General features: G+C 38.1%; 21 protein-coding genes. 11 read left to right on the top strand and 10 right to left on the bottom strand.

From position 1 onward, the window contains the following. Positions 1-82 precede the first annotated feature (82 nt). Entirely contained in the window at positions 83-607 is a 525-nt protein-coding gene (locus JM81_RS06065; protein ID WP_144801394.1) for a hypothetical protein, read from the top strand. Here JM81_RS06065 and xerD read toward each other — a convergent pair. Continuing rightward, a complete protein-coding gene (gene xerD, locus JM81_RS06060; protein WP_144801392.1) occupies positions 604-1,506 on the bottom strand; it encodes a site-specific tyrosine recombinase XerD in 903 nt (300 codons plus the stop codon). The genes JM81_RS06065 and xerD overlap by 4 nt on opposite strands. Positions 1,507-1,620: 114 nt before the next feature. Between xerD and JM81_RS06055 the strand changes: the two genes are divergently transcribed. The 3 genes from JM81_RS06055 (at position 1,621) to JM81_RS06045 (ending at position 3,861) form a co-directional block, all read left to right on the top strand. Continuing rightward, on the top strand, positions 1,621-2,139 hold the full coding sequence (locus tag JM81_RS06055; RefSeq protein ID WP_144805595.1) for an outer membrane beta-barrel protein: 519 nt from the start codon (positions 1,621-1,623) through the stop codon (positions 2,137-2,139). Between the two features lie 77 nt (positions 2,140-2,216). After that, the gene (gene aroQ / locus JM81_RS06050) at positions 2,217-2,636 is read left to right on the top strand and encodes a type II 3-dehydroquinate dehydratase (protein ID WP_144801390.1); all 420 of its coding nucleotides are present in this window, start codon (positions 2,217-2,219) and stop codon (positions 2,634-2,636) included. Between the two features lie 67 nt (positions 2,637-2,703). Then, complete coding sequence (locus tag JM81_RS06045; RefSeq protein WP_144801388.1) at positions 2,704-3,861, top strand: PQQ-dependent sugar dehydrogenase; 1,158 nt, start codon at positions 2,704-2,706, stop codon at positions 3,859-3,861. Here JM81_RS06045 and JM81_RS06040 read toward each other — a convergent pair. The 4 genes from JM81_RS06040 to JM81_RS06025 all read right to left on the bottom strand — a co-directional run bounded on the left by JM81_RS06040 (position 3,858) and on the right by JM81_RS06025 (position 6,966). After that, a complete protein-coding gene (locus JM81_RS06040; protein WP_144801386.1) occupies positions 3,858-4,151 on the bottom strand; it encodes a DUF3817 domain-containing protein in 294 nt (97 codons plus the stop codon). The two genes, JM81_RS06045 and JM81_RS06040, sit on opposite strands and share 4 nt — an antisense overlap. A gap of 20 nt (positions 4,152-4,171) precedes the next feature. Further along, on the bottom strand, positions 4,172-5,563 hold the full coding sequence (gene lpdA / locus JM81_RS06035; protein WP_144801384.1) for a dihydrolipoyl dehydrogenase: 1,392 nt from the start codon (positions 5,561-5,563) through the stop codon (positions 4,172-4,174). 190 nt (positions 5,564-5,753) lie between these two features. Further along, positions 5,754-6,251 (bottom strand): peptide-methionine (R)-S-oxide reductase MsrB, encoded by a 498-nt coding sequence (gene msrB / locus JM81_RS06030; protein WP_144801382.1) that lies wholly within the window; start codon positions 6,249-6,251, stop codon positions 5,754-5,756. A gap of 160 nt (positions 6,252-6,411) precedes the next feature. Then, the gene (locus JM81_RS06025) at positions 6,412-6,966 is read right to left on the bottom strand and encodes a collagen-like protein (RefSeq protein ID WP_144801381.1); all 555 of its coding nucleotides are present in this window, start codon (positions 6,964-6,966) and stop codon (positions 6,412-6,414) included. 177 nt (positions 6,967-7,143) lie between these two features. Between JM81_RS06025 and glgB the strand changes: the two genes are divergently transcribed. The 4 genes from glgB (at position 7,144) to JM81_RS06005 (ending at position 13,752) form a co-directional block, all read left to right on the top strand. Beyond that, positions 7,144-9,039: a 1,4-alpha-glucan branching protein GlgB gene (gene glgB, locus JM81_RS06020; RefSeq protein WP_144801379.1), complete on the top strand. Its 1,896-nt coding sequence runs from the start codon at positions 7,144-7,146 to the stop codon at positions 9,037-9,039. 69 nt (positions 9,040-9,108) lie between these two features. Continuing rightward, positions 9,109-11,511, top strand: coding sequence for a glycoside hydrolase family 31 protein (locus JM81_RS06015; RefSeq protein WP_144801377.1), 2,403 nt, complete (start codon positions 9,109-9,111; stop codon positions 11,509-11,511). Positions 11,512-11,548: 37 nt separating this feature from the next. Beyond that, on the top strand, positions 11,549-12,358 hold the full coding sequence (locus JM81_RS06010; protein WP_089262924.1) for a M48 family metallopeptidase: 810 nt from the start codon (positions 11,549-11,551) through the stop codon (positions 12,356-12,358). Positions 12,359-12,420: 62 nt separating this feature from the next. Then, on the top strand, positions 12,421-13,752 hold the full coding sequence (locus JM81_RS06005; RefSeq protein ID WP_144801375.1) for an MFS transporter: 1,332 nt from the start codon (positions 12,421-12,423) through the stop codon (positions 13,750-13,752). A gap of 43 nt (positions 13,753-13,795) precedes the next feature. On the opposite strand, the gene JM81_RS06000 is transcribed toward JM81_RS06005, so the two are convergent. From JM81_RS06000 to JM81_RS05985, 4 genes are read right to left on the bottom strand one after another with little or no spacing between them, the layout of a single operon-like run. Next, complete coding sequence (locus JM81_RS06000; RefSeq protein WP_144801373.1) at positions 13,796-14,521, bottom strand: head GIN domain-containing protein; 726 nt, start codon at positions 14,519-14,521, stop codon at positions 13,796-13,798. A 23-nt stretch (positions 14,522-14,544) separates the two neighbouring features. After that, entirely contained in the window at positions 14,545-15,636 is a 1,092-nt protein-coding gene (locus JM81_RS05995) for a hypothetical protein (protein WP_186435616.1), read from the bottom strand. Beyond that, positions 15,617-16,180 carry a hypothetical protein gene (locus JM81_RS05990; RefSeq protein WP_089262928.1) on the bottom strand — a complete coding sequence of 188 codons (564 nt, stop codon included), beginning with the start codon at positions 16,178-16,180 and terminating at the stop codon, positions 15,617-15,619. The genes JM81_RS05995 and JM81_RS05990 overlap by 20 nt, the downstream gene beginning before the upstream one ends. After that, positions 16,177-16,734: an RNA polymerase sigma factor gene (locus JM81_RS05985; protein ID WP_144801369.1), complete on the bottom strand. Its 558-nt coding sequence runs from the start codon at positions 16,732-16,734 to the stop codon at positions 16,177-16,179. The genes JM81_RS05990 and JM81_RS05985 overlap by 4 nt, the downstream gene beginning before the upstream one ends. Positions 16,735-17,033: 299 nt before the next feature. Between JM81_RS05985 and JM81_RS05980 the strand changes: the two genes are divergently transcribed. The 3 genes from JM81_RS05980 (at position 17,034) to cmk (ending at position 25,211) form a co-directional block, all read left to right on the top strand. Further along, positions 17,034-21,833, top strand: a complete 4,800-nt coding sequence (locus JM81_RS05980) for a PQQ-dependent sugar dehydrogenase (protein WP_144801367.1) — start codon at positions 17,034-17,036, stop codon at positions 21,831-21,833. A 210-nt stretch (positions 21,834-22,043) separates the two neighbouring features. Next, positions 22,044-24,494 (top strand): endopeptidase La, encoded by a 2,451-nt coding sequence (gene lon / locus JM81_RS05975; protein ID WP_089259795.1) that lies wholly within the window; start codon positions 22,044-22,046, stop codon positions 24,492-24,494. Positions 24,495-24,521: 27 nt separating this feature from the next. Further along, positions 24,522-25,211, top strand: coding sequence for a (d)CMP kinase (gene cmk, locus JM81_RS05970; protein WP_144801365.1), 690 nt, complete (start codon positions 24,522-24,524; stop codon positions 25,209-25,211). A 60-nt stretch (positions 25,212-25,271) separates the two neighbouring features. On the opposite strand, the gene JM81_RS05965 is transcribed toward cmk, so the two are convergent. Beyond that, positions 25,272-25,652 carry a LysM peptidoglycan-binding domain-containing protein gene (locus tag JM81_RS05965; RefSeq protein ID WP_089259797.1) on the bottom strand — a complete coding sequence of 127 codons (381 nt, stop codon included), beginning with the start codon at positions 25,650-25,652 and terminating at the stop codon, positions 25,272-25,274. Positions 25,653-25,763: the final 111 nt, after the last annotated feature.

Here is a 25,763-nt window from a genome sequence, read left to right as displayed (position 1 = left end):
TAATTTAAAGACAGTTAAAATTTTTATAAGATTTTTTTTACTTGTTGAAATAAAGGTAACTTCAAAGTAAAATCCATCAGAAATGAAACTTCATAGCCTTGGAATTTTATTGAGCTGCTTATTATTTTCCATTGGTTCTATTATTGCTCAAATCGAAGAAGAACCACCGGTTTCCAATTCCCTATCAAATTTATCTGGTTTTTCAATTACAGGTCATTCGTATCCCGTTTCGGCCAATAATGATGTACATAAATCTTTCATGGTCCTATATGGTTTAAATGGCATACAATTAGAGCTTCAGGGGTTTTATGATACGTATATGTATACGGAGAGGTTTAGGTCTTCTATTATAGGTAAAGGGTACATAAATGAGAAATTTTACCTTCTATCCGGGATGGATGTTGAGGTAGCTACTGAACGTCGTGAGCTCTTGAATGCCCCATATCGTTTGGGTTTTGTGGCTGGGGCTGGATATGATGTAGATAAAAATTTTATGATAGAGGTTAAAAGTAATGTGCAGTTAAATAAAAGTAATATAGGCATGTTTGGAGAGTCCCAAATAGAAATGCCGTCAGTGTATACCGTTGGTAGCAAGTGGAAATTTTAATATTCCTTTCTGGGGTGATACGTGTTCATAACATCGGCCAAATGAGAACGGTCCACATGCATATATATTTCTGTGGTGGTAATACTTTCATGGCCCAGCATTTGTTGAATGGAGCGTAGGTCTGCACCATTTTCCAATAAATGGGTTGCAAATGAATGTCTAAAAGTATGCGGACTAATATTTTTCTGTAATCCCGTTTCTTGGGCCAAGTTTTTTACGATTGTAAATATCATGGCTCGTGTAAGTTGTCTTCCTCTTCTGTTCAAAAACAGTATATCCTGAAATCCTTCTTTTATATTTAAATGAACCCTAATTTCATTTCTATAAATATTGATATATTTCATGTTTACGGAGCTAATAGGCACAAAGCGCTGTTTGTCTCCTTTTCCGGTAACCTTAATAAAGCCTTCCTCAAAAAATAAATCGGATATCTTCAGGTTAATTAGTTCAGAAACCCGTAAACCGCACCCGTATAAAGTTTCTAAAATTGCACGGTTGCGTTCCCCTTCTGGTGTACCAAGGTCTATAGCGCCAATTAGATTATCTATTTCCTTTTCGGCTAGAGTATCTGGTAATTTTCTGCCTATTTTAGGAGATTCAATTAAATCCATAGGATTATCTTTTCTGTAATCCTCAAAAATTAGATAGGAGAAAAAACTTTTGAGCCCAGATATAATTCGTGCTTGTGACCTAGGGTTAACTACCTTGGCAACTTCATACACAAACTGCTGCACCGTTGCCTTATCTATCTCTAAAGGACCTATGGTGATGGACCTGGTATCTAAAAAAATCATTAATTTTTCTATATCCCTTGTATAGCCCTGTATAGAATTGTCAGATAGACCTCTCTCCAATTTTAAATAAACCGTATAGTCTTTAAGGGCATGTTTCCAAATCATGGCTTAAAGATAATCATCTTGATAATTTATAGCATTTACAAAGCTTGGACCGGATCGGATATAATAATATGCATGAGAAAACGTTCAAGACATAGCAAAATCAATAAATTACATATGAGAAAAGTAGGCATAATCATCTCCTTTGTGTTAACGGTATTTCAACTAAGTGCACAGGAAGGGTTTAAATTGGGTGTACAAGCAGGTTTACCGCTAAATGAATTTAATGATGCGGTCAGTGTTGTGCTAGGGGCAGACGCTTCTTATATGTACCCGTTGGGAGAAGTAGTGGATATTGGCCCTGCTGTTGGGTATATTCACGGATTTGCGGAAAAGTACCAATCTACCATACCCCTTTCTGATTTGGAGCCTGTTCAATTTTTACCATTATCCGCGGGTGTTCGTTTCTGGACGTCCAATTCTTTTTCTTTTGGTGGTAATGCAGGATGGGCCATGGGAATAAATGATGGTAATGATGGCGGGGTTTATTATAGGCCAACCATAGCTTATTTAACAAGTTCAAGTTCAGAAGTAAATCTTTCTTACACCAATATAAATTTAGACCAGGCCAAATGGACTACCATTACTTTGGGCTTAGTGTATAATTTTGAGCCAAAGTATAGAACCCGTCGTTAAATTTTCTTGCAATTTCTGCAGGTATACTTATACCATTTCTTACGTATAGTTAGAGCAACATTTGTTACTTTTGGTACATGAAGATTATCATTATCAATGGCCCAAATTTAAATTTATTGGGAAAAAGAGAACCGGAAGTGTACGGTGCAGAAACTTTTGAGGATTATTTTACAAAACTTCAATTTAGGTTTAAGGACGTGGAATTAGAATATTTTCAGTCTAACATTGAGGGGGAGATAATTTCCAAAATTCAGGAAACAGGCTTTTCTTATGATGGCATTGTCTTAAATGCAGCAGCTTATACGCATACCTCTGTTGGTATTGGTGATGCAGTTAAGGCCGTAGAGACTCCTGTGGTGGAAGTCCATATATCCAACACCCATCAACGGGAAGATTTTAGACATGTATCTTATATTTCTGCCGGTGCCAATGGAGTAATATTAGGTTTTGGGCTCAAAAGTTATGACCTGGCCATTCAAAGTTTTATAAAGGAATAAATATTAGCTTTCTTTAACATCTGTTCAAATCCGGTATTACGTACATAGTAGTAAAATAATGACTACTATGAAAAGATTAGGTATTTTATTTGCTGGCATCATATCTGCTTTAAGTTTCTCATGTAGTGATGAAACTGATTTGGCCCTTACACCAATTCCGCAGAATACCGTAGAATTTACAAATGCATTTTCAAATTTAAATTTTACAAGTCCTTTAGACCTTCAAAACCCTAATGATGGCACCGATCGTCTTTTTGTAGCTGAAAAGGGCGGTTTGATTAAAGTTTTTCAAAATGAGGAAAGCGTATCGGAGACTTCAACGTTTTTAAATCTTTCCGGACAAATTGCTACGGAAAATGAATTGGGATTGTTAGGTTTTGCCTTTCATCCGGATTATAGTGCTAACGGTTTTCTATTTGTATACTATACCCCAAATACTTCGGAGGCGGTTGTCTCTAGGTTCAAGGTTTCTGAAGGTGACGTTAACCAAGTAGACTCAACAAGTGAAACAATATTGTTACGCATACCGCAACCGTATACCAATCATAATGGAGGGCAATTGGCCTTTGGTACGGACGGTTACCTATATATTGCTTCAGGTGATGGTGGTGGATCAGGTGATCCGGATGGCAACGCACAGAATTTGGGGAATCTTTTAGGCAAAATTTTAAGAATAGACGTCGATAATGAAGATGCTGGTCTGGAGTACGCCATACCTGCTGATAATCCTTTTGTTGATACTGAAGATGCACGGGCCGAAATATTTGCCTATGGGTTAAGAAATCCTTGGAGGTTTAGCATTGACTTACAGGATAATACAATTTGGACCGGTGATGTAGGGCAAGATCAGAAGGAAGAGATCAACCTAATAGAAAAAGGAGGAAATTATGGTTGGAATTTGTTAGAAGGCACATCATGTTATAAAGAGGCTGATTGTGCTGTTGATGGTACAATACTTCCACTATATGAATATGGCCATCAAAACAATGATAAGTCTGTAACCGGAGGTTACGTATATAGGGGGAATAATGTACCGGAATTAAATGGGTACTATGTATATGGGGATTTTATTTCCGGTAGGATATGGGCATTGGATAAATCCGGTAACAACCAATTGATAACGGAATCCGGTCTTAGTATATCCTCATTTGGGATAGATGCAGATAAAGAACTTTATCTCTGTAGTTTTGATGGAAAGATATATAAGTTCACTTTGGCAGATTAATGCTGAATGGCATTTTGTTTTCTTAGATATTTCTCTTCTACGTAAAAAGTAGCGAAAGGTAATAAAGAGGCAATACCAAAAATAAGTAGTTTCTTAATGCTCCATTTATATTTGAGCCCCACAACTACGGTCAAAATAATATAGGCAATAAACAAAATACCATGTATGTTGCCTGTAATTTTATTTGGTCCAGGAATTTCGGCCCAATATTTTAAGGGCATACTAATTCCGAACAACGCCAAATAGGAGATACCTTCTAAAATTGCCGTTGCTCGAAATAGTTTTAACATGCCTTATTTATTTTTTTGGGTTATAGATGTATTACTTCATCGTAAGCTGCAGCTACCGCTTCCATTACCGCCTCACTCATTGTTGGGTGTGGGTGTACCGCCTTAAGGACTTCATGGCCCGTAGTTTCCAGTTTGCGTCCCAATACAGCTTCAGCTATCATATCGGTAACACCGGCGCCAATCATATGGCATCCTAACCATTCGCCGTATTTAGCATCGAAAATTACTTTTACGAAACCATCTGAAGCACCGGAAGCTTTTGCCTTACCACTTGCAGAAAAAGGAAATTTACCAACTTTGATATCCAGACCTTTTTCCTTGGCCTGTTTTTCCGTTAGTCCAACCGAAGCAATTTCAGGAGAGCAATACGTACAACCAGGTATGTTGCCATAATCCAATGGTTCTACATGCATATCCGCTAATTTCTCTACACAGATAATACCTTCGGCAGAGGCTACGTGTGCCAATGCCTGACCAGGGGTAACATCACCAATGGCATAATAACCTGGGATATTGGTTTGATAAAAATCGTTCACAAGAATTTTATCGCGATCAGTGGCAATACCAACATCTTCCAATCCAATATTTTCAATATTTGTTTTAATACCTACTGCAGAAAGTACAATGTCTGCTTCAAGGATTTGCTCACCTTTAGCGGTTTTTACGGTAGCTTTTACTCCATCCCCAGAGGTATCTACAGAAGTAACTTCTGCTGAGGTCATTATTTTTACACCTGCTTTTTTAAAGCTTCTTTCCAGTTGTTTGGATACGTCCTCATCCTCTACGGGTACTATATTAGGTAAGTATTCAACTACGGTAACCTCTGTGCCCATAGAATTATAAAAATATGCAAATTCTATACCTATGGCACCACTACCTACTACGATCATTTTCTTAGGTTGCTTGTCCAAGGTCATTGCTTCCCTATAGCCAATGATTTTTTTACCGTCTTGCGGAAGGCTTGGAAGCTCACGACTTCTTGCCCCGGTGGCAATGATGATATTGTTGGCACTGTACTCAGTTACGGACCCATCTTCGGCCTTAACGGAAATTTTCTTGCCCTGTTTTAGGGTTCCGTAGCCTTTAATAACCTCAATTTTATTTTTTTTCATCAAAAACTGGACACCTTTGCTCATTCCTTCGGCAACGCCACGGCTCCTTTTTACAACAGCATCAAAATCCTTGTCCACATTATCTACCTTTATTCCATAATCATCTGCATGCTTTAGGTACTCAAATACCTGTGCAGACTTCAGTAGTGCTTTAGTAGGAATACAGCCCCAATTTAAGCAAACACCGCCTAGACTTTCTTTTTCAATAATGGCGGTCTTAAACCCTAATTGTGAAGCTCTAATTGCAGTAACATATCCTCCTGGACCACTACCTAAAACAATAATGTCGAAAGTGCTCATATTTTGATTTTTTTGATGTTTGAAATTGAAGGGCAAAAGTACAAAACCAAAACGGGATTTTGTAAAACGTTTTAAAAATATGACGTTAATACTGTAATTGCGGTAGGTATGTAACTGTAGGCTATGCTATTAGATATATATCATAGTTGGCATGCCAGTCTTTACTAATTTTGACCATTGGTAATTTGGTTTATTTTTCCGGCACAAATTTCAAGGCCACCCCGTTTATGCAATGTCTTAGACCCGTAGGTGCAGGACCATCTTCAAACACATGACCTAAATGTCCACCACATGTGGCACAGTGTTCTTCTATTCTTATCGTATTAAATTTATAATCTTTCTCATAAGCTACGTTGCCTTCAATTTCTTGGTAAAAGCTTGGCCACCCTGTGCCCGATTTAAATTTGGTTTCACTTTTAAACAAAGGGGTGGAACAGGCTGCACAGACATACGTGCCTTTTTCCTTATTGTCTAACAATTCGCTGGTAAAAGGGTTTTCTGTAGCCGCTTCTCGAAGTACATAGTATTGCGCATCGGTCAATTCCTTTTTCCATTCAGCTTTTGTCTTCTGAATTTTGAATTCTTTTTTTTGTTCGGCTTGCTTTGGGGATGTTTCTTTTTTTTCTTGTGAATTGCCTTTGCAACTTGTAAGTAGCACCATTATGGCCCAGATATAATGTAATCTCATTTTACTGTTTTTTATTTTAGTCGTTAAAATAGTATCTCCTTTCAGTGTTATAGATACGTAAAGAAACTAAAAAGGTTTTAGGTTTGATCTGAATACAAAAATAATGCCTCTGAATTGTTTTCAGAGGCATTTTAGTTTTAATACTTTATTAAACTAAGAATTAGTCTACTTGTATTTTCTGAACATCTTCCTCGTTAATGCCCAAATGTGCCATTACAGAAGTAATATTAGAAGTATCTAATTTACCTGTTGTGGATTCTGCGGGTAAAACCGCAATTCTAAATACTTGATTGTCAGTGTCACCAGGTTGTAGTGTTTCAAGGTCAAAATCTGATTCTAGAAATATGCTAACATCAAAAAATGTATAATCATAGTTATATTGCAATAAGCCCTGATCTAAAATTCTTGTTTGTGGCAGCAACCTCCATATATCCACAGGCTCTCCATTATCGTCTTCGGTTTGGTCCCAAAGTATATAGACAAGGACAACATCGGTTTCAAAAACCTCTATACTTTGTGGAAATTCATAAAATATGGAATAATCATTGTCAAGTGTAAATGACCCTTCAATATCTACCACTTGTCCTAGAATATTAATTCCGTCCTCACCGTTCGCTCCATCAAACCCATCCAAGCCAGGAGGGCCTTGTGGACCTTCACACGAAATAAAGAATATGGTCAAAAATGCTCCTAATAATAAATTTATTTTTCTCATAATTATGTATGTTAACCAGTTAAAGAATTTATTTTGAAGTTCTATTTCAAAAAGCGTTCCAATTTTGGTAATGTAATATATAAATCGGATATTAACATTTATAATTTTAACAATTATCAAAGCTTGTAGGCAATCTTCATAAGTTGTTTAGCTTTACAAAAAAATTAAAACGATAATATGGCTAACGTCAAAGTTCACTCATTGTTTACCGATTTTGATATCAATTTATTTAAAAGCGGTAAACACTATCGGCTATATGAAAAATTGGGATCACATCTTCTAACGCTAGATGGCGTGGAGGGTACATATTTTGCGGTTTGGGCCCCCAGTGCAAAATCTGTTTCTGTCATAGGGAATTTTAATGGCTGGAATGCAGATGAACACCGCTTAAACGTAAGGTGGGATGCCAGTGGTATTTGGGAAGGATTTATCCCGAATATAGGCAAGGGAGAAATCTATAAATATAAGATTCAATCAACCATTAACGATGTCTGGACAGAGAAGGCGGACCCGTTTGCAAGATATAGTGAGCATCCGCCAAAAACGGCATCGATCATTTGGACATCCGATCATCAATGGAAAGATAAGGAATGGATGGGTTATAGGAAGGATAAAAACGGTCTTGATCGCCCATATTCCGTGTATGAAGTACATTTAGGTTCGTGGAAAAAAAATAAGGAACATAAATTTCTATCCTATAGGGAATTGGCCCAGGATTTGGTATCGTATGTAAAGGATATGGGGTACACCCATGTTGAGTTCATGCCGGTCATGGAATATCCGTATGACCCGTCTTGGGGATATCAGCTAACCGGTTATTTTGCCCCTACCTCCAGATTTGGTACGCCAGAGGAGTTCAAATTGCTGGTAGATACCTTTCATCAAAATGATATTGGCGTAATATTGGATTGGGTGCCTTCACATTTTCCTGAGGATGCCCATGGCCTTGGTTATTTTGATGGGTCTCATTTATATGAACATCCGGACAGAAGAAAAGGGTACCATAATGATTGGAAAAGTTTGATCTTTAATTATGGTAGAAATGAGGTTCGTGCCTTTTTGATCAGTAACGCACTTTTTTGGTTAGACCAGTTTCATGTAGATGGCTTACGGGTAGATGCGGTGGCATCTATGTTATATTTGGATTATTCTAGGGAAGATGGGGAATGGGAACCGAATATCTACGGTGGCAACGAAAATTTGGAAGCCATTTCCTTCATAAAGGAACTGAACGAGGCCGTTTATAGTAACTATGAGGGCGTGCAGACCATTGCGGAAGAATCTACTGCATTTTCAGGAGTATCCAGACCCGTAGAACATGGTGGTTTAGGATTTGGCATGAAATGGATGATGGGATGGATGCACGATACGCTACAATTTTTTAAGAAAGAACCCATATACAGAAGGCATCACCAAAATGATATTACCTTTAGTATGACCTATGCGTTCACTGAAAATTTTATGTTACCATTTTCACATGATGAGGTGGTATATGGTAAACAATCACTTGTATATAGAATGCCGGGAGATGAATGGCAAAGATTTGCCAATCTCAGGTTGCTCTTTGGTTATATGTTCACCCACCCGGGCACCAAGTTAACGTTTATGGGCGGAGAATTTGGGCAGACCGCAGAATGGAATTTTGAACAAAGCCTAGATTGGCACTTATTACAGTATGATGGACATTTGGGCATACAGCGTTTTGTAAAGGAATTAAACCATTTTTACAAAAATTCACCGGCACTGTACGAAAAACAATTTAGTCCAGAGGGTTTTCAATGGATAGATTATAGTGACCATGAAAACTCCATTTTAACTTATGTACGTAAAGGACATGATCAAGAAAATGATTTGATCATAGCCTGTAATTTTACCCCTATTCCACGTGAAAAATATAGGATTGGGATACCAAAAAAAGGAAAATTGAAGGAAGTTTTAAATAGCGATGCAGTACAATACGGTGGTGGTGGTAACGTTAATAAAGCCATTAAAACCGTTAATAAATCCGCACATGGCCATAGCAAATCCATTGAAATTACTATACCGCCATTGGGCATAGTGATTATAAAATAATATAGGAGCTAAATAGTTTGTCATAAGTAGTATATGATTACTGTTTTTGATATTTTTTAATACCATTTCATGATAACAAATACCGAACTTGAATATAAAGGCAACCTTTATCCCAATCATATAGTCGAGTTTACCCAGGACACTGATAAACTATATTTTACTACGGCTAACGGTGTAGTGCTACAAATTACCATTCTTAGAGGTAGTGTATTTAGGTTTAGATATGCGGTAAACCATATTTTTGAACCTGATTTTTCCTATGCCATAGACCCAGAGGGCACTATGGGTTACAGTAAGTTAGAGGTGGTAGAGAACAATACGGAATATATCATCACCACCGCTAGGCTGAGCGTGTTGGTCGATAAGATGACCCTTAGGGTACAAATATCAGACCTAAACGGCACCATTATAAATGAAGATGAATTAGGTTTTCATTGGGAGGAAAACTATGAATACGGGGGCAATACCGTAAAAATGAGCAAGATTACCCAAACTGGAGAAAGCTTTTATGGTATGGGAGATAAGGCAATGCATAGCAACCTAAAGGGTAAAAAAGTAGAAAATTGGGTTACGGATCAGTTTGCCTATGCAAAGGAGCAAGATCCGCTTTATAAGGCCATCCCCTTTTTTATTGGTCTCACAAAAGGTAACGCATACGGAATATTTTTTGACAACAGTTTTAAGACAAGTTTTGATTTTTCTCACGAGCGCAGAAACGTGACAAGTTTTTGGGCAGATGGTGGCGAAATGAATTACTACTTTATTTTTGGTCCTGAAATGTCCAAAGTGGTCAGTTCATACTCTAGTCTTACCGGTACGCCAGAGCTACCGCCCTTGTGGGCCCTTGGGTTTCACCAATCTAAATGGAGCTATTATCCGGAAAGCAATGTAAAGGAAATAGCGGAACAGTTCAGGCAACTGCGTATACCATGTGACGCCATTTACCTGGATATTGATTATATGGAAGGGTTCAAATGTTTTACCTGGGATAAAAATCATTTTCCGGACCCAAAACGAATGATCGCAGAGCTAGAGGAAGATGGATTTAAGACGGTGGTCATGATCGATCCCGGTATAAAGGTAGATCGTGATTATTGGGTTTATAATGAAGCCTTGGAAAATGATTATTTCTGCAAACGTGGAGATGGACCGTTAATGCACGGTAAGGTGTGGCCGGGAGAATGTAATTTTCCTGATTTCACCAATCCTGAAGTAAGGGAGTGGTGGGCAGAACTGTACAAGGAATTCATGACGGAGCTAGGGGTACATGCCGTTTGGAACGATATGAACGAACCCGCCGTTATGGAAGTACCGTCCAAAACGGCCCCTTTGGATACCAGACACAATTATGATGGCTATCCATGTACCCATAGAAAGGCCCACAACGTATATGGAATGCAAATGGTAAGGGCCACATATGAAGGGGTCAAAAAATATGTGTATCCTTTACGGCCGTTTGTGATAACCAGGGCTGCATTTGCCGGTACACAGCGCTATTCATCTACTTGGACCGGTGATAATGTGGCCACTTGGGAGCATTTATGGATAGCCAATGTGCAAATACAACGCATGTGTTTAAGTGGTTATTCCTTTGTTGGTTCGGATATTGGTGGTTTTGCTGAACAACCCGATGGTGAACTTTTTGCTAGATGGATTCAATTGGGAATTTTTCATCCATTTTGCAGGGTACATTCCAGTGGAGATCACGGCGATCAGGAACCATGGTCCTTTGGGACTGAGATCACGGATGTGGTAAGGAAATTTATTGAAATACGGTACCAGCTTTTACCTTATTTGTATACCATGTTCTATAAATATTCAAAGGAAAATTTACCAATGATACAATCTTTGGTGTTCTTTGATCAAGAGGATAGCCAGACCCATTTTAGAACGGATGAATTTATATTTGGCGAAAAAATATTGGTCTGTCCAATACAAGAACCTAATGCACAGGGCCGAAGACTGTATATACCAAGAGGAATTTGGTATGATTTTTGGACCCAAGAACGTGTAGAGGGCGGTAAGGAAAAGTGGGTGATTGCAGAGTTGGATAAAATACCGGTTTTTGTAAAGGCAGGTGCCATAATACCAAAATATCCCATTCAACAATATGTAGGGGAAAAGAAGATAGATGAGTTATTGTTGGATGTTTATTATAAAGAAGGAACGGAAACTTCAGAAGTTTATGAAGATGCCGCCAACGGTTATGATTACAAAAAGGGTAGGTATGCGTTGAGCAATTTTAAGTTAACAGGAAAAGAAAATTCCCTAACGGTGCAACTCTTTAAAGACGGCGATTTTGAAACGGAATATCAAACCATCAGGCTAAATTTTTATGGTTTACCTTTCAAAATAAAAACGGTAATGGTAGATAATGAGGAAATAGTCTTGGAAAATTTATTATTGGAAAATGACCATGTTTTGCGAATAGACAAAAACTTTACCCTATTGCACATTACAGGAAATATATAACTTTGTATTTTGATAACATTAACCATAAATTTTGAAAATGAAAAAAATAGTATTAATACTTGCCGTATTTCTAGGGGTTTCGGCATGTAAGGTAAATCCGTTTACCGGCCAAAAGACGTTAAATTTTTACCCCAATAGTCAGATTTTCCCATCTGCATTTGCGCAATATGATCAATTTCTTACTGAGAATAAAGTGGTAACAGGTACTACCGAGGCACAAATGATAACCAAGGTTGGACAAAGAATTTCCGCTGCTGCAGAGCGTTGGTTGACTGCAAATGGGTATCCTGGATATTTAAAGGATTATAAGTGGGAATATAATTTGGTAAACGACGAAACGGTAAATGCGTGGTGTATGCCTGGAGGTAAGATTGTGTTCTATACCGGTATTTTGCCTATAACCCAGACAGAGACGGGTGTTGCAGTGGTTATGGGCCATGAAGTAGCCCATGCCTTGGCAGACCACGGTGCACAACGCATGAGTGCGGGAACCTTGCAACAGGTAGGTGCGGTTGCCGGAAATATAGCCATACAGGATGAGCAAAAAAGAAATTTATTTAATCAGGCCTATGGTATTGGTTCTCAGGTAGGAGTAATGTTGCCTTTTAGCAGAAGTCATGAAACAGAGGCCGATAGGATCGGCTTGCAGATTATGGCCATCGCAGGTTATGACCCTTATGAAGCTGCAGAACTTTGGAAGCGTATGAAGGCAAATAGTGGTGGTCAAGCTCCACCGGAATTTATGAGTACACACCCATCTAACGATACAAGGATTAATAACCTTACCGCTTGGGCACCATTGGCCAAGGAAGAAGCAGCAAAATTTGGAGTGACTACATTTAGGTAAAAAAACTTAACTGATTATTGTATATTGAAGCCGTTCAGCAATGAACGGCTTTATTTTTATATATGACAAAGACGCTGGTTTTAAAGGGAAGTAAAAAATTGTTGAACGCATGGGCCTTTTATGACTGGGCAAATTCTGTATATAGTTTGGTGATATCCTCGGCGGTATTCCCCATATTTTACGGGGCGTTGTTTAGAGTTGCCGGTATTGAAAAAGTAACGGTATTTGGTGGAGAAATTGCCAGGGCGCCATTAATAAGTTATACAACCTCCTTGGCCTTTGTTTGTATTGCCATTGTAACACCTTTGGTCTCCGGTATAGCGGATTATTTAGGAAATAAAAAGGTGTTCATGAAATTTTTCTGCTATTTGGGCGGGCTCTCTTGCGTTGGCCTTTATTGGTTTTCTCTGGAACATATTTATTTTGGCCTGTTGTGTTATTTTTTTGGTTTAGTGGGCTTTTGGGTAAGTTTTGCCATTAATAATTCTTACCTGCCCGATGTGGCTTTTCCAAAACAACAAGATGCCATAAGTGCTAAAGGGTTTACTTTAGGATATATTGGTAGTGTACTATTATTAATGTTCAATTTGGCCATGGTAATGCGCCCGGATTTGTTCGGTATTACAACAGATGAATCCGGAGCTGCGGAAATAAAGGCAATGAAATATTCCTTTGTTACCGTAGGTGTTTGGTGGGTGTTGTTTGCCCAATATAGTTTTTATTTTCTGCCTCAAGGATATAAAAAGAAAGGTGAAAGAACCAAAGTGGTGTTAAATGGTTTTAAGGAGCTAAAACAGGTTTGGAAAGAACTTGGGGAGCAGGTTAGGCTAAAGAGATATCTGGGCGCATTTTTTGTCTATAGTATGGCGGTGCAGACGGTTATGCTCATAGCTACTTATTTTGGGGAAGAAGAAATTGCTTGGGGTACAGACACGGAACGAACCACCGGATTGATTATTAGCATTTTGGTAATACAGCTAGTGGCCATAGTGGGGGCAACACTTACGGCAAAAGCTTCGGAACAATATGGAAATATTAGGACCCTAATCGTTATAAATGCCCTCTGGGTCTGTATTTGTATCTATGCCTATTTTGTGATAACACCTACGGATTTTTATATAGCGGCCGGGTGTGTTGGCTTGGTCATGGGGGGCATACAGGCATTATCTAGATCTACCTATTCCAAATTTTTACCTAGCACTACGGATACTACATCTTTCTTTAGTTTTTATGATGTGGCAGAAAAAATAGGAATTATAATAGGCACATTTATTTATGGGGCAATTGCTCAAAGGACTGGCAGTATGAGAAGCTCTATTATATTTTTGGGCGTCTTTTTCTTAGTGGGGATGTTTTTATTGGTTAGGGTTAAAGAAGTGAAAAGGCCTCTTTAAGGAGGCCTTTTAATCGTGATTGTTCGCTATTTTGATTATGCTGTTAACCTTTTGAGATATCCCCCGAACCCGAAGTTTTGGTATCTATTTTTTCAGGATTTCCTCTATAGGTTATATCTCCGGAACCGGAAACTCTAGCTTTAATGGATTTTTTTGCCGTGACCTGAATATCCGCCGATCCAGATACTGTTGCATTTACATGGTCCGCGTCTAGACTGTAGGCTTCAATATCCCCACTACCGGATATGGTGGCTTCAAAATCTGTTGTTTTGCCGCTTAAGGACATGTCGCCAGACCCGGACATGGTTGCCGTTAAGCTGTTGGTGTCTAGGTCTAATGTTATATCTCCCGATCCGGACATTGCGGTACTGAAATTATCGGCGCTGAGGGTGGTTTTACCTACGATATCACCTGAGCCGGACATAGCTACTGAATTTATGGATTCCACAGGTACGGTAATATGAATACCAGATTTCCAATTACTGGTCTTAAGGTTGACTCCCTTTTCAGTCCTAATAACAAGCTTACCGTTCTTAACTTCGGTAATGATATATTCCAATAGGTTTTCTTCTCCTTTAAGGATAATTTTTCCTTCATTACCTGATACCAGCTCAACGTCAAACCATCCGGAAACCGCCACACCATCATAATCACCTGTAGTTCTTTCAATGGTAACATTGTTCCCGTTACCCTTAATGGTTTTTCCCCACTGTCCAACACAGGATAAAGAAAGAAACCCCATAAAAATTAAAGTAAAAAATTTGTTCATAATGTTCATTTTTAATCGATTAGTTATTTTTTAATAAAGCTTATACCTCCGTAATCACTGTTAATTGTGATGGTGTTTCCACTGCCTCTGGAACCATAGTAACCTTCATAATGTTTATTGGAAGATTTTTCTGTACTTACATTGACCGTTAAATCATCTTTACCGCTTACACCGGCATAACTGGCAGTGATGTCAAAATCAAAGTGATATTGATTATTATATCCTATTTTAATTCCTGTATAATCAGACTGTATTCTTACGTTTCCTGCATCCTTGGCTAGCTCATCTATTCTTACGCTGCCGTAATCCGAAACAATGGATACATTGCCATGCACTATTCCCAACTTAACGGTAATATAGTCGCCATTGCCATCAATGGAATTGAGTTCTTCTACATCCATATTACCATAATCACTTACATATTCCAGGTTTTTCATAATACCGATGCTTGCGTTCGTATAATCTGCATTTACTTTTAGATCTCCTGCTTTATCAATGGTAAAACCAGAATAGTCTGCCCTTATTTCGCCACTATTTATAAAACCTATGGTAGATTTAGAGGTGTAATCAAAATTCAAGTAATTATTTCGCCCCCTTAATTCCCCCAATTCCATACGCCCGTAATCACAGGATATTTTGGCATGGCCATCAATTCTGTCCAAGATAATATTACCGTAGTCGTTACTTAGATCTACATTGTTCTTAATGGGTACTTTAATGGTATAGTTGATCTGCATGTTGACATTATTGTTATTGCCCCAGCTCCATCCCCATCCGCTATTATTTTTGTTGAAAATGGTTTTTGCGGACACCATTGATTTGCTGGCATCAAACTCAACGGAAATCTCATCAAGTTTTTTTTGAACCTTTTCTTCGTTATTGCCATTGGTCTTGATATGGACTTCAATAACAACACGGTTTTCGCTCCAGGAGGTTATGTTTAGATTACCATAAGAATTGCTGACTTTCAACAGTGCATCTGCATTTACGTTAAATTCTTTTTTTATGGTCTTTTCCTTGGTATGCTTACCGTCAAAATCTGTTTCATGGGCAGATAATATGGTGGAGCATGTTAAAAAGAATAAGCAAGAATATTTAAATAGTATAGTTTGCATCATGTGTATTTTTTATTGATTTAATATTTTCTATTTGGGACATTACTTCTTTTAACAGTTCAATTCTTGTTTGAAAATTGGTGATCATGGCACTTAGGATCAATTTGCTGTTACCACCATTAAGGAGGTCCTGTTCCATTTTGGTGTAATCTTGTTGTAATTTTTGCAATTGCAACATGGTATCGTTTATAATCTTTTCTGTTTCAGGAGATTTCTCTGAATTCAATTCTTTTACTTGCTCCTCTATAAGATTTGCAAAATAAAATTGCGTTTTGGAAACTTCTGGTGAAATCTGTGCAACTTGTTCCTCTTTGGTGTTGTAGTTTCCAACTTGGAATATTCCTACGGTCACTAAAAGGGCTATTGCCGCGGCCATGGAGGCCCAGGTTAACCAAGAACTATTCTTTTTGGTCGTTATGGTCTTATTACCATTGACCGCATTCAATTTTTCCAAAAAGCGCAGCTGGTGCCCATCTTTAGGTTCTTCAGTATCCAAATTGCCTTGCAACTTCTTGAACAGATCGTCTATGTTATCATTTTTCATCGGCTTTCTACTATTAATTTTTTTCTTAAGCTATCTTTTGCTCTTGAGACCATGGTTCTGCAATTGGCATAACTTATATTCATGATCTCACTCATTTCTTCATAATCATACCCTTCAATTAAATGTAAGGTCAAAGACACTCTGTAATTTTCCTTTAAATCTTTCATGGTTTCCATCACTTTTTGAGCCTTTAGTTCAGTAAACACATGAGTGGGGTCAATTCCGTCATGATCTTCGACCTTGTACATTATTTCATCCAATGCAACTTCCTTGTTTTTTTGCTGCTTTCTATACTGATAGATGCTATTGTTGATCACAATACGTTTTAACCAAGATCCAAAAGTAACCTCCCCTTTAAAAGTATGCAGTTTAGTAAATGCGCTTAAAAACGATTCCTGCATAATATCCTCTGCTTGGGCAGTATCCTTAACAATTCTCAGTGCTGTGTTGTACATGGCCCTGTAATACTTGTTGTACACTTCTAGCTGTGCACTTTGTTTACCGGCCATGCATGACAGCAATAGCTCATCAATATGTTCTCTTTGTTGGCTCAAAAAGTGATTGGTTTATGTAATGATATATCAATTTAAGGTTTGTTACAGTTTAAGATAATTTTTTTATTAAATGGTGTAATGTTTTAGTATAAATAGAGTTTTATTTGGAGGTCTTTTGTAAGGTGGAATAAAGGACTCATCAATTTTTTTTTAAGAACGGGATTGTTAGTTGATGAATGTAGTTCATCGAAAATATTACCTTATTTATTAATATGGGCATCTAATATTGAGTTTTCAACGTAGTTATCTTGAATTTGACCGAAATTTTTAAACACTCCATTATATCTAACCCCAAACCTATGAACAAACTATTACTTCATTTTTTATTTTTTCTATGTATTGCTCTTAGTGGTTTTTCGCAAGAAAAAATCACATATGAAGATGCTTTTCCAAATTTAAATTTTCAATTTCCTGTTGAAATTCAGAATGCCAATGACGGCTCCAATAGGTTGTTCGTTGTGGAGCAACAAGGAGCTATTAAGGTTTTTGAAAATGTACCAGACACCAATAGAGCTATTGTTTTTTTAGATATTGAGGATATTGTCAGTTTTTCCTCAGGTCAGGAGATAGGTTTATTAGGACTTGCCTTTCATCCAAATTATAAGTCTAACGGATATTTTTTTGTATACCATACCCAACGGAGCAGTGTTTCCGGTGTAGGTGTTGAGGTGGTGTTGGCCAGATATCGTGTTGATCCCTTAAACCCAAATAGTGCGGATAAATCAAGTAGACTGGAAATTTTCAGTTTTGATAAAAATCAAAATAATTCTAACCATAATGGCGGTAAAATAGGATTTGGCCCAGATGGTTATCTATATATTTCCGTAGGTGACGGCGGCGGCGGCGGCGACCCTATGGGGAATGCCCAAAATCTAGAGAATATTTTTGGTAGTATTCTAAGAATAGATGTGGATCTGGATAATAGTAATCCTTTGGAAACCAACCCAGACCTGCCCAACGGGAATTATGAAATACCTACGGATAACCCTAGGGTGGGCAAAACAGGACTGGACGAACTATATTCATGGGGTATAAGGAATACATGGAAATTTTCTTTTGATGGAGATATGCTAATAGGTGCGGATGTAGGTCAGGATAATTATGAGGAAATAAATGTTATTGTTAACGGAGGAAATTATGGTTGGAGCAGGTTAGAAGGTGATGCCATTTATAAATCTTCTGCTACGTTGGCAACCAAAGAAGATGTAAAGCCCATCTTTCAATATGATCATTCTTTGGGAGATCGTTCAATTACGGGAGGGTATGTATACAATGGAAAAAGTGAAAACACTTTGATAAAGGGCAAGTATATTTATGCGGACTATGTTACTGGAAGGGTTTGGGCCCTTGATATCGGCAAAGGTCTGGACAGTGTTGAAAATACGTTGCTTTTTAGAACCAACGGCCAATATGTTTCTAGTTTTGGATTGGATGAGGATGGAGAAATGTATTTTAGTAGTTATGGAAATGCCGCTAAAATATTCAAGATTTCAGGCGGAGACGAGCCTGAGGATAATGGTCCATTGGATGTTAGTGGTATAGGATATTGGACAGGCATTACCGAAAGTACCAATGGAGTTATCAATTGTATTTTCGAAAATGGCGATGATATTTATGTAGGGGGCTCATTTACCAGTATTGGCGAAACAATTGTCAATAATCTAGGGGTCTATAATAAGAAGACGGGTTGGAAAAATACATTGGGCAATGTAAACGGAGAGGTTAAGACCATAACCATGAATGCTGATAACGAATTGCTTATTGGCGGTACCTTTAATAACGTTAATGGAATTGCCGCAAACAATATTGCTTTATGGAACGGCAGTACTTGGTCTGCCATGGGGTCTGGAACAAATGGTACCGTTGCAAAAATTGCGGTTGATTCACGATCCAAAATTTATGTAGGTGGGGCTTTTGTAAACGCCGGTGGAATTGAAGTAAACAATATAGCTATTTGGGAAAACGGATGGCAGGCCATAAGGCCCAATGGTTCATTGATTTCTGGTCTTAACAATGAGGTTAGGGAAATTGTCATAGACGATAACGATGTTGTATATGTTGGTGGTAATTTTGATACCGCTGGCATTACAAATACACCTAGAATTGCAACTTTGAATGGTAGTGAATGGGGAACATTGGCCAATGGCACAAGTGGTTTCGTTGAGGCAATGGCTTTGGATGATTCCTTTGTTTATGTTGGGGGTAATTTTAATCTTGCCTCTGGTGAAACGGTAAATAGAATAGCTAGGTGGAATTTAGTAACTAAGGAATGGGAAACTTTAGGCAATGGGTTGAGCGGAAGTGTAAATTCTATTGTTGCGAGTAATGATGATGTTTTTGTAGCTGGAAATTTTGTTTTTGCAAGTAATGAAAAATCCGAAACTATTATTGTAAACAACATTGCAAAATGGTCAGAAATTGGTGGTTGGCAACCTCTTGGTGAAAATTTGCAAGTAGGTACGGATGGGGTTATTAATTCAATACTTTTTTCAGGGGAAGAAGAGCAATTGTATGTGGCCGGTAATTTCTCGAAAGTAGGGGATATAACTTCCAACTTTTTTGCCACCTGGTCAATGGATTATCGCTGCCCGGCAAATAGTATCGTCCAAGAATATCAAGTAAACGGGGTATGGGAAAGCGGTAAGGATGTTTTGGAACTTGATGAGGGAGATAAGCTAATTCTTAGCATTTTACCCAACACAGAGTTGTTTACCATTATTTTACCGGATGGCGAGGAAGTAAAAATGGATTATACCATTGATAGTGTTAATGTGGAAAATGAAGGATTGTATACGTTCAAGACCGATAAAGGTTGCGAGGCTACTTTGGAGCTTAAGATAATACCTAAACCAGTATGTGATCTTACTAGTATACAACCAGAATACCAAATTGGAGATGGCCCATGGGTTACTATCACTGAGGAAACCTTAACGATAGCGGAAGGATTATCTTTAAGTTTGAGACTTAAGGAAATTGATCAAGATTATTCCATAACCACCCCACAGGGAGAGCTTATAGAGAATGGTTTGAGTATTTCGGGTATGTCAGTGGAAGATTTAGGTGAATATGTATTTGCAACAACGGAAGATTGCACCAAAACCTTGGTGGTTGATTATTGTGACAATGAGTCTATTGAGCCTGAATTTAAAATCGGTGAAGGGGCGTGGGTTAAAAATGAAGTAACTACCGTGGTAGATGAAGGTAGCGTTGTGTCAATTGGTCTGCCAGTTGTAGATGATGCCATGTATACAGTTACATCGCCAAGCGGATTGGTCACCAATGGGGTATTGGTTCTGGATAGCGTGTCAAAAGATGACGAAGGAGAGTATAGGATAACAATGGGTTCTGGTTGTTTTGCAATATTTACCTTAAACGTCATTAGCTCTACGGTGGAGGTATGTATTGATGAATTGAGGAATGAAAACGCAGAATTGCCTTTACCAAACGGTATTTATTACGAAGAATACCTTCAAGTAGAAAAAGAAGAGATAGACACCAATGGTTCTGACTGTTCATTAAGAATAGCTACGCTACAAGATGGGAGGTTGTGGGAACGGTATATAGTAACGATCGACTTGGAAACTTTGGGATTGGTAGCAGGGGATAACCTAAGGTTTAGTCTAGATGGTAAAAGTGATGGTGGCAATGCTAGAATTGAGGTCGCCCAGGATAATAAACCAAACAATTGGTTATTGGGTCATACTTTTGGCAATGAATGGGCTACATATACCAAAACTATTAAAGTCCCCAATGATATTTCTACACTGGATATATGGTTATATTCCAATTATGCCACCTTGGAAAAAGGTGCAGCTTTGTTTGACAATCTTGTGGTAGAAAAGATTTTAGATATAGAAGAGCCTGGGAATATATGCCAAAACCCCCTTGGTGATTTAAGGTCCTCTCTTATAATTGAAGAAGAAAAATTAACCGCAGGGCTGGATATTTCCCAAGGTGTTGAAATAGAGGAGGTAGGTGATTGTGTTTTGGAAGTTACCAATGAAGACGAAAATCAACCGTGGGCAAGATATACCATGTCCATTAATCTTGAGGATAATGGTTTACAACCAGGAGATGTTTTGGAGGTAACGGTAGATGGGGTAAGTCTGGACGGTAATGCTAGAATTGAAATTGCACAGGATAATTTGCCTAATATATGGCTTTTGGGACATACGTTCTCAAATGAATGGACTACCTACGAGCAGGAAATTATTGTTCCGGAAAATATAACAACACTTGATATTTGGTTATTTTCCAATTATGCCAATATAGCCCCGGGAACCTCCATGTTCAATAATTTAACGATTCAGAAACAAGAAGAGGAAACAGTTCCAAAGCCAGAATGTGGTGATACTTTAACGAACATATATGATGAAATTGAGTTGACAAATGGTCGTTTGGATGCTGGTTTGGATACAGCGGGAAATATTGCTGATTCCAATTTAGGTTTAGGGTGTATTTTTGAAATAGCCAATAGTGATCAAAATCAACCTTGGGCACGATATTCCATTACCATTGATCTTGAGGCAAATGGAATAGGCGTAGGCGATGTGTTGGAATTTAGTATTGATGGGAAAACGATAGAAGGAAATGCCCGTATAGAGATAGCTCAAAATAATAAACCTAATGCATGGCAAATAGGGCATAATTTTACCACGGAGTGGAGTACATATTCTGGGCGTATGACCATTTTACCTTTGGTACGAACACTTGATATTTGGTTATTTTCAAATTATGCACAAGGCAATGAAACCGGATTGGTACAGTTTGCTAATTTATCGGTCCGCAAAGTGGAAGAGGACATATTATTGCCTTTTAAATCAACTCTTGGTACTGATAACGAGGAGGAAATGCCAATTACGGTATACCCTAATCCTACGGCAAGTTGGGTTTCGGTAGATACATCTGTTTATGACGGTCAAGAATTGGCATTGAACCTGATCAGTCCCAATAATGTAATCCTGTACTCAAGATCATATGATAAGGATAGAAAAGGAACTATAGATGTAGATTTGTCACAATATCAACCAGGGGTCTATATTATATCATTAACAACAGGTAATGGCAATGTACATGTAGAAAAGGTGATAAAGAATTAAATAAAAGAAAATAAATTGATTAACCGGTGCTATATTTTAGGATATGGCACCGGTTTCTTTTTTAATTGGCACAGGAATTGAAATAGTGTTGATGTAAAAAAAGCGTTAGGCACTGTATTTGCGCTCTTAGGGGCGATAATATAGTTGTAATGTATAATTTCTTAAAATAAAATTCTGTTTTTATAATGACAGAATGACCGATATATGAGTATGAAAGATTCTAAATTTTCAAATTTTGACAATATGTCCTTACAGGGAATCGATCAGGATTCTGAGTTAATACCATTATTGACCCCTGAAGATGAAGAACAGATGAACAGTGAGACCCTGCCAGAGACCTTGCCTATATTACCACTTAGGAATACGGTTCTTTTTCCTGGGGTGGTCATTCCTATTACTGCGGGCAGGGACAAGAGTATTCGTCTGATCAAGGATGCCAATAATGGGTCAAAGGTCATTGGTGTAGTATCCCAAAAAGATGAGGAAACGGAAAATCCGGAAGTAAAAGATATTAACACATTGGGGACCGTGGCCAGAATTTTAAGGGTGCTACAGATGCCTGATGGAAACACTACGGTTATCATTCAAGGAAAAAAACGCTTTGAAATTGCCGAGGTCTTAACCAAGAAACCTTACATCACGGCTACCGTAAGGGAAACAAGTGAAATAAGGCCGGAGAAGAACGACAAGGAATTTTTTGCCATTATAGAATCCATAAAGGAATTGGCACTAAAGATTATTAGGGATAATCCAAATATTCCTAGCGAAGCTTCTTTTGCAATTAAAAATATTCAAAGCGATTCGTTTCTCATCAACTTTGTTTCTTCCAATCTTAATTTGGATGTTAAGGCCAAGCAGGAACTATTGGAGATAGGTAGCTTACAGGAGCGGGCATTGGCTACGTTGAAATACATGAATGTTGAACTGCAAAAGTTAGAACTTAAGAACGACATTCAATCCAAAGTTAGAAATGATTTGGATCAGCAGCAACGAGAATATTTCCTGCACCAACAAATGAAGACCATTCAAGAAGAATTGGGTGGTGTTTCCTATGATGAGGAATTGGAGGAAATGAAGGAAAAGGCCAAGAAGAAAAAATGGGGTAAAAAGGTTAAGGAGCATTTTGCAAAGGAATTGTCCAAAATGCAACGTATGAACCCTCAGGTGGCGGAATATTCCATCCAAAGAAATTATTTGGATTTATTACTTGAGTTGCCATGGAAAGAATATAGCAAGGATAAATTTGACCTCAAACGTGCACAGCGTATATTGGACCGTGATCACTATGGTCTGGAGGATGTAAAGCGCAGGATAGTTGAGTATTTGGCAGTCCTTAAATTAAGGAATGATATGAAGTCGCCAATTCTGTGCTTATATGGACCTCCAGGTGTAGGTAAGACATCTTTGGGTAAATCCATAGCGGAAGCTTTAGGTAGGGAATATGTTAGAATGTCTCTTGGTGGATTGCGTGATGAAGCAGAAATACGAGGTCACCGTAAAACATATATAGGCGCAATGCCCGGTAGAATAATCCAAAGTTTAAAAAAGGCCGGTACGTCCAATCCTGTCTTTATTTTGGACGAGATAGATAAGTTGTCAAATAGTAACCAAGGTGATCCGTCCTCTGCAATGTTAGAGGTTTTGGATCCTGAACAAAATAGTGATTTCCATGATAATTTCTTGGAGTTGGGCTATGACCTTTCTAAAGTCATGTTCGTGGCCACGGCCAATAATTTGAGCAATATTCAACCGGCGTTAAGGGACCGTATGGAGATTATCCATGTTAGTGGGTATACGATAGAGGAAAAGGTAGAGATTGCCAAAAAACATTTATTGCCCAAACAACTTACGGAACACGGCCTAAATCCAAGTCATTTAAAGATTGGAAAACCCCAATTGGAAAAAATCGTTGAAGGATATACGCGAGAGTCGGGTGTACGTTCATTGGAGAAACAAATAGCGAAAATGGTACGTTACGCGGCAAAATCCATTGCCACAGAAGAGGAATATGATGTTAAGGTAAGCAATGATGTGATCATTGAGGTTTTGGGTGCCCCTAAAATGGAAAGGGATAAATATGAGAATAATGAGGTAGCGGGTGTAGTTACCGGACTTGCATGGACCAGTGTAGGTGGAGATATTCTGTTCATAGAATCCATACTTTCCAAGGGTAAGGGAGCGCTGAGCATAACGGGTAACCTTGGTAAGGTAATGAAGGAATCTGCTACAATTGCAATGGAGTATATCAAGTCCAATGCAGAACGTTTTGGTATAGATTCGGAAATTTTTGAAAAATATAATGTTCATATTCATGTACCGGAAGGTGCAACACCAAAAGATGGTCCAAGTGCAGGTATCACCATGTTGACGTCTTTGGTGTCCTTGTTTACCCAAAAGCGTATAAAAAAGAGTTTGGCGATGACGGGAGAAATCACTTTAAGGGGAAAGGTACTTCCGGTTGGGGGTATTAAGGAAAAGATCCTTGCAGCCAAAAGAGCACGTATTAAGGAGATTATATTATGTGCGGATAATGAACGTGATATTAAGGAAATTAAGGAATCTTATTTAAAAGGGCTAACTTTTCACTATGTTAAGGAAATGTCTGAAGTGATCGATATTGCCTTAACGGACCAAAATGTAAAAAATGCAAAGGATCTATAAACGTCCTTTTATACCTATTTTTAGAATATGAAAAAGATTACCATAGCAATAGATGGTTTTTCCTCTACAGGTAAAAGTACTTTGGCCAAACAGTTGGCAAAAAAGCTTCAGTACATTTATGTGGATACTGGTGCAATGTACCGTGCCGTAACCCTGTTTGCAATGCAAAACGGATTTGTAGAGGATGGTAAAATTGATAGGCAAGCTTTGGTAAATGCGTTAGATCGGATAGAATTAAATTTCGTGTTCAACGAGGATCTTGGATTTGCGGAAATGTACTTGAACAATTTAAATGTAGAAAAGGAGATTAGGACAATGCCCGTTTCCAAGAACGTTAGTCAGGTTTCAGAACTGGCAGAGGTACGTTCAAAACTGGTTGCTTTGCAAAAGGCAATGGGTGTTGATAAAGGTATTGTTATGGATGGAAGGGATATAGGTTCCGTAGTTTTTCCAGATGCCGAACTTAAGATTTTTATGACTGCATCACCAGAAAAAAGAGCGGTAAGAAGGTATAAGGAATTGCTGGATAGGGGAGAGGACGTTCAGTATGAGGATATCTTGGAGAATGTTCAGAAGCGAGATTATATAGATTCCAATAGGGAAATTTCACCACTGGTAAAAGCCAAGGACGCCATAGATTTTGACAATAGCGACGTAGGTTTGGAAGATCAGTTCCAAAGAATTTATGAGCATGCGCTAAGGATCATCAATAAATAGACATAAAAAAAGAGGTTAGCAGCGCTAACCTCTTTTTATTTATAATAATTGCTTTGCAACTTATTTGTTAGGAATAACCAATACTTGATCAGGATGAATTACATCAGGATTTTTCAAAATACCGGTATTGGCCTCAAAAATGGACTTATACTTCATAGCATCACCATAATAATGTTTTGCTATTTTGCTCAATGATTCGCCACTTTTGACAACATGTCTGTGATATACAGAATCATCTTCTACAGTAATATTTGCTTTTATATCAGATGGGCTCTCTCCGCCAATGGCTTTGATTTTGTCCCAAATCAAATCTTTTTCATAAGGAGTTTTTGCTTGTCCCTTTACTTTAAGAATATCGCCTTCAACGGTAACGTTTCCATCTTTTATTCCCAATTGCTCACCTAGGTCTAGAACACCTTGGTATTTTGCTTTAACACTCATAATAATCTTTTATTTAATGGTTAATATAATGCTTGTAAGATAGGCATATTAATATTATTTTTCTTAAAAACGGCCGTATAAAATTTAATTGCCTTGATACTTAATAAAGTA

Source organism: Maribacter sp. MAR_2009_72 (assembly GCF_007827235.1).
Classification (GTDB): Bacteria; Bacteroidota; Bacteroidia; order Flavobacteriales; family Flavobacteriaceae; genus Maribacter; species Maribacter sedimenticola.
The sequence above is the reverse complement of the archived record's forward strand: the minus strand, read 5'-3'. Positions and strand labels throughout refer to the sequence as shown.